General features: G+C 62.2%; 3 protein-coding genes. All 3 read left to right on the top strand.

The annotated features are described in order from the left end of the window. Positions 1-128 precede the first annotated feature (128 nt). Entirely contained in the window at positions 129-434 is a 306-nt protein-coding gene (locus ACPEH2_RS15705) for a hypothetical protein (protein ID WP_359921453.1), read from the top strand. A gap of 609 nt (positions 435-1,043) precedes the next feature. Next, complete coding sequence (locus ACPEH2_RS15700; RefSeq protein ID WP_359921456.1) at positions 1,044-1,322, top strand: hypothetical protein; 279 nt, start codon at positions 1,044-1,046, stop codon at positions 1,320-1,322. A gap of 876 nt (positions 1,323-2,198) precedes the next feature. After that, positions 2,199-2,369, top strand: a 171-nt coding sequence (locus tag ACPEH2_RS15695; protein ID WP_359921459.1) for a transposase, incomplete at its 3' end; no start/stop codon positions are given.

The following is a 2,369-nucleotide window of genomic DNA, read 5'->3' as shown; positions in this document are numbered from 1 at the left end:
GCTGTTCGACATGATCTGACCAGTCTCCCTGCCCGCGACTCCGGGCGACAGGACCACTCTCAGAACCACCGGACCTACGAAACGGGGTCAGCCCACGGTCACTCGACCGGTTTGATCGGGGGGCGGGCGTGCTCTCTTCGGAGCACGGTTTTGAGGGGCATGTCTTCACTGCTAGGTCGTCGTTCTGGAGCCCGTTCTCTCCGCTGCGACTTCAGTGGTGGATCTTCTACGTCGTCGTTTGGTCCGACAGTGTCTGGGAGCCAGTTACCGAGGACTATCCGCCATTCACCGCGGTCAACGAGATGAAGGACGGTTATCTGATCGTCGACAGCGAGGATCCGTCACGAGCCGGACGATACGAGGTTCGTTGGCTCACTACGGAGGAGGCCATAGCCGCGCGGACGGTGTGGTCGGTCGGCGACAACCCCATGTGAGTTCTACCCCGCCGCTGCAGGCTGCAACTGCGTCAGTGATCAGCCGCCTCATGAAGGGCGGCTAATCACCCACGGGGCGGTCGAGTCGGACCGTTCTGCTTCTTCACCGCGCTCCAGGGCTTCTATACCGCCGACTGCGGGATCCCATTCGAGTACGTGGTCCCAGCCAACAACGAACCAGGACTCAGTCGACTGTTCGTGGTCTTCACCGCCGCACGCGGCGATCCAGTCGCCGTCGCACTCCCGGATGACGAGAAGAACTGGTCGAGACCGATCCAGAACGTGCGAGCAGACGTAGGAGGCCGAGTCAGCCGCGTGTGCGCTAGAAGCTTCAGCACTCATTCCTGAATCCTCCTATAGCGATCGGGTCACGGGATAGATCGACTGGGCTCAGGCGTGGGAGAGTTCACCGCATGAGAGCCCCTTACCTTGTCCTGTTCGTCGGCTCGCTCGTTACGTTCCTTGGAGGCACCGCTCTCGCCATATTCGCAATCGCCTCAGATCTCCCGGGGCCACCCGCGGGAATAGGAATGGCTGTGCTCGGCGCCCTCGGCACCATCGTGGGCGGGCAAGAGCTCAGAAAGCAGCGGCGGAAGAACGCTCCTTCAGATGACAGCTGAAGATGCCTCCCAGCGCGACCACGCCAGACTCCAACAGATTCGCGAGGAACTCATCGACCTCGCGTGGGTCGCTGGCTCACCCGACTACGGCCATATTGACCGCCGCGAAGCACTGGAGAAAGAAGCCGCGGAGATCAAGACACGGTTGGGGATCGACGACGACCGACCTCCCCTCAGCACCGGGTCGACCAGGAGAGGCTGGCTGATATTGATCGCCACCGCGCTCGGCGTCGTCGGGACACTCGCGATCCTGTCACTACCGCGATAGTCGAATCACCCGAAACGTCTTCTTGCTACCGCGAGAGAGGGTCGGCGCTATCCGTATTCTCGGTCCGGTCGTCCCGAGAACGTATGCCTGGCTCCATGAAGACCACGCAGGCCCCGCCGCAGAGAGCCAGTGAAGCTACACCCGCGACGATGGACCAGCCAGGGCCTGATCCCACCTCTGCAGCGACGAGATACCCCGCGATCCCGCTTGCGATACCGACGACTGCCGTCCAGATCCAAGCCCACCGCCTTGAGTACACGCAAGAAACCTAGCGCGAGGGATGCAGCCGGTGGGGTGCGACTCATTGTGGGCGGAGGGTCGCTCGAATCGCCGCTTAGGTGTCAGACCCGCCACAAAGGTCAGCCGAAACCCGATAACGCGCGCCGTCTCTCGCGGGCCACATTGTGCATCGCGTGGGCCCCCGCTGAAACCGATCGTTTTCGGCAGCCGCTTGGTTTGGTCTGGTCAACGCACCACAAACCACAGCGCCACTCACACTCGCAATGCCACGATGAGGCATGCGGCATCATGACGACATCTTGCGAAGCATCGATCGGCTAGTCCATGAGGAACGCCAGCGACTGATCGCGAAGTACTCTCAGCACTCAACCCTCGGCACTGTGTCGGAGAGCGGCGGATTCGTTGCAGATGTCCTTGTCGGATACCGCGCCGGACTCACGAGAGCGCTGATGCCATTGCTTAGCGAGACAGGGTTGCAGCGTGCCATCGAAGGTTACGAGCGCGGCTTAGCCCCGGGTAAGGCCGATCGCATGCGGCAGGCTCTCGTAGTGGCGGTCGAGATGCCCGAGTGAGCCTCGACTCAGGTGCCGACGCCATTCCGCCGAAAACGATCGTTTTTGGGCCCATGTCGCCGAGATGGGTGAGGCGCCCTCCGGAAAGGTGGTCCGAATCCTGGTTTCGGCGGGCGTTTTCGGCTGGCTCCATCGAGGTTCGTGGAAGTACCGGACCGGTGCGCCGTGGCGTGACGTTCCGGAACGGTTCGGGAAGTGGAACTCGATCTACAAGCGGTTCAACCGGTGGGCCGGG

This window comes from Microbacterium sp. NPDC064942, from assembly GCF_049545525.1.
GTDB classification, from domain to species: Bacteria; Actinomycetota; Actinomycetes; order Actinomycetales; family Microbacteriaceae; genus Microbacterium; species Microbacterium gawkjiense.
This window is presented reverse-complemented; position numbering and strand designations above follow the sequence as displayed.

Bases quoted from the DNA above. Each gene is read 5' to 3' on its own strand.
- ACPEH2_RS15700 (WP_359921456.1), top strand. From the start codon at position 1,044: ATGACAGCTGAAGATGCCTCCCAGCGCGACCACGCCAGACTCCAACAG.